The following is a 2571-nucleotide window of genomic DNA, read 5'->3' as shown; positions in this document are numbered from 1 at the left end:
CCGGCCGACGCCGACGAGCACAAGGGCGAAGAGGGCAAGTTCGACAAATATTTCTCGCCCGAACCCGGCGCCGGCGACTGACGCCGGGGCGAGACGACCGGCATCGTCGTCCGGATGTCGACAGGTGCTTTATTGCCGGATGCACATCGTTCCGATCGCCCGGCGCGGCGAAAACTGTCGCGAACTGCACGCCGAATGTGACGGCGGGCTGGTAATTTTATTACGAGCGTGCTACATAGCCTGCGACGGAGGCCGATTGGATTCGCCCTTCGCCCGGAGACGCTGAACACCCGCCCCGATCCCGGCCGTTCGTTTCGCTTGAGCGAGGCGTGCGGCCTTCGATTACTCGGGGCCGTATCACGGAAAGGCTTCACGGAATGGCTGCCAAGGCGCTGTACTTCGACGTCGGCGATTATGTCGTTTACCCCAAGCACGGCGTGGGCCGTGTCATCGAGCTTCAAAAGCAGGAAATCGCGGGCATGAGCCTCGAGCTCTATGTGCTGCGCTTCGAAAAGGAGCGCATGACGCTCCGTGTGCCGACCAACAAGGCCGAGAGCGTCGGCATGCGCAAGCTGTCGTCGGACAAGACGCTGCGTGAAGCGCTCGACACGCTGAAGGGCAAGCCCAAGGTCAAGCGCACCATGTGGTCGCGCCGCGCCCAGGAATATGAAGCGAAGATCAACTCGGGCGACCTGGTGTCGATCGCCGAGGTGGTCCGCGACCTGTTCCGCGCCGACGACCAGCCCGAGCAGAGCTATTCGGAGCGCCAGATCTTCGAGGCGGCGGCATCGCGCCTCGCCCGCGAGCTGGCGGCGATGGAGCAGGTCGACGAGCCGACCGCGCTCGAGAAGATCCTCGAGATCCTGCGCAAGGCGGCACCTGCCTATGCCAAGGACAAGGCGGTCGCCTGATCGGGTAAGACCCTGACGTGGATGACAAGGGGGGCGGCCGGCGACGGCCGCCCCCTTTTCGTTTGCGCCTGTAGTCGTCGATGTGTATTATTTGACCAACACACGAATGGAGGCATGGGATGCGTTTGTTGATCGTTCTCGCCGCGCTGCCGCTCGCGGCCTGCGGATCGGTGGCCATGGGCAATGAGGGCGGGGCGAAGGCGCCGGCCAGCGGATCGGGCGATGCGCGCAGTTTCCAGATCGCCGGGTTCGACGCGGTCGACCTGCGCGGTTCGGACGACGTCGACGTCAAGGTCGGTCCCGCCTTCTCGGTCCGCGCCGAGGGGCCGAGCGCCGAGCTGGACAAGCTGGACATCCGCAAGGACGGATCGACGCTTAAGGTGGGCCGCGTCCGGCGCGACGGATTCAGCTGGGGCGCTGACCACGGCAAGGCGGTGCGGGTCTATGTCACGTTACCGGCGCTGAAGGGCGCCAGCGTCGCCGGATCGGGCGACATGACGGTCGACCGCGTCACCGGCGGTAACCTCGACGCGTCGATCGCGGGGTCGGGCGACCTGACCATCGGCGAGGTCGGCGTCGCCAGCGCGGCGCTGTCGATTGCCGGGTCGGGCGACATTGCGCTCAAGGGGCGCGCCGACCGGATCAAGGTGTCGATTGCCGGGTCGGGCGGTGTCGACGGCGAGGGGCTGAAGGCGGCGGGCGCCGACGTCTCGATCGCCGGATCGGGCGATGTCCGCGCCGATGTGACCGGCAACGCCACCGTATCGCTGATGGGGTCGGGCGACGTCGATCTGGGTGCCGGCGCGCATTGCACCACCACCAAGATGGGATCGGGCGAGGTCCGCTGCGGGCGATAGGTTCGATCCGTTTCCCGTGAACCGTGCTCCGGCGAAGGCCGCAACGCTGGAGACCGTTACGCTCGTCGGCCGACGCCCCGGCCGTCGCCGGAGCACGGGCCTGGTCGCGCGGGTGCGGTCGCGCCGCTTGCATGATCGGGCGGCGGGTGCGAAGCCTGCCGCCATGGTCCGCCCGCTCCTGATCCTGGTTTCGGCCGTGGTGGCGCTGGGCGCGGCGCCGGCCCGTGCGGACGAACGCAGCTACATGCTGACCGGGTTCGAGCGGATCCGCGTCGAAGGGCCGTTCGACGTCGAAGTGACCACCGGCGCCAGCGCCGCCGCGCGCGCCGAGGCCGATGTCCGCGCGCTCGACACCGTCAGTCTGCGGGTCAACGGCACCACGCTGGTGGTGTCGCCCGGCACCGGTGGCTGGGGCGGCTTTCCCGATGCGAAGGCGAGCGCTCCCACGGTGCGCGTGACCGTGCCGATGCTCCAGGCAGTCACCGTCAGCGGCGGCGGCCGGCTGAGCGTGACGCGGATGCGATCGCAGCGGATCGACCTGTTCCTGACCGGATCGGGCGCGATCGACGTGGCGGAGATCAACGCCGACCAGCTCAACGTCAATCTGGTCGGCACCGGCCGCGTCACGCTGGCCGGGCAGGCGCATGTCGCGCGCGTCCAGACCAACGGCGCGGGCGCGATCGAGGCCACGGGGATGGCGGCCGATACGCTGACGGTGAGCGGCCAGAGCGCCGGCGATGCCAGCTTCACCGCCCGGACCAGCGCCACCGTCGCCGCGCTGGGCAGCGGAACGATCCGCATCG

4 protein-coding genes are annotated in these 2571 nt (G+C 68.6%); all 4 read left to right on the top strand.

Annotation, left to right across the window (positions count from 1 at the left end; translation table 11 throughout):
• Window positions 1-81, top strand: an 81-nt coding sequence (locus VNR91_RS08090; protein ID WP_325490263.1) for a DUF3470 domain-containing protein, incomplete at its 5' end; no start/stop codon positions are given.
• 296 nt (window positions 82-377) lie between these two features.
• Complete coding sequence (locus tag VNR91_RS08085; RefSeq protein ID WP_325490262.1) at window positions 378-911, top strand: CarD family transcriptional regulator; 534 nt, start codon at window positions 378-380, stop codon at window positions 909-911.
• A 119-nt stretch (window positions 912-1030) separates the two neighbouring features.
• A complete protein-coding gene (locus VNR91_RS08080) occupies window positions 1031-1768 on the top strand; it encodes a head GIN domain-containing protein (protein ID WP_325490261.1) in 738 nt (245 codons plus the stop codon).
• Window positions 1769-1931: 163 nt separating this feature from the next.
• Window positions 1932-2571: GIN domain-containing protein (locus VNR91_RS08075; RefSeq protein ID WP_325490260.1), on the top strand; the 640-nt coding region annotated here is incomplete at its 3' end.

The sequence above is a fragment of the Sphingomonas sp. genome (assembly GCF_035555815.1).
GTDB lineage: Bacteria > Pseudomonadota > Alphaproteobacteria > Sphingomonadales > Sphingomonadaceae > Sphingomonas.
The sequence above is the reverse complement of the archived record's forward strand: the minus strand, read 5'-3'. Positions and strand labels throughout refer to the sequence as shown.

Bases quoted from the DNA above. Each gene is read 5' to 3' on its own strand.
- VNR91_RS08085 (WP_325490262.1), top strand. From the start codon at position 378: ATGGCTGCCAAGGCGCTGTACTTCGACGTCGGCGATTATGTCGTTTAC.
- VNR91_RS08080 (WP_325490261.1), top strand. From the start codon at position 1,031: ATGCGTTTGTTGATCGTTCTCGCCGCGCTGCCGCTCGCGGCCTGCGGA.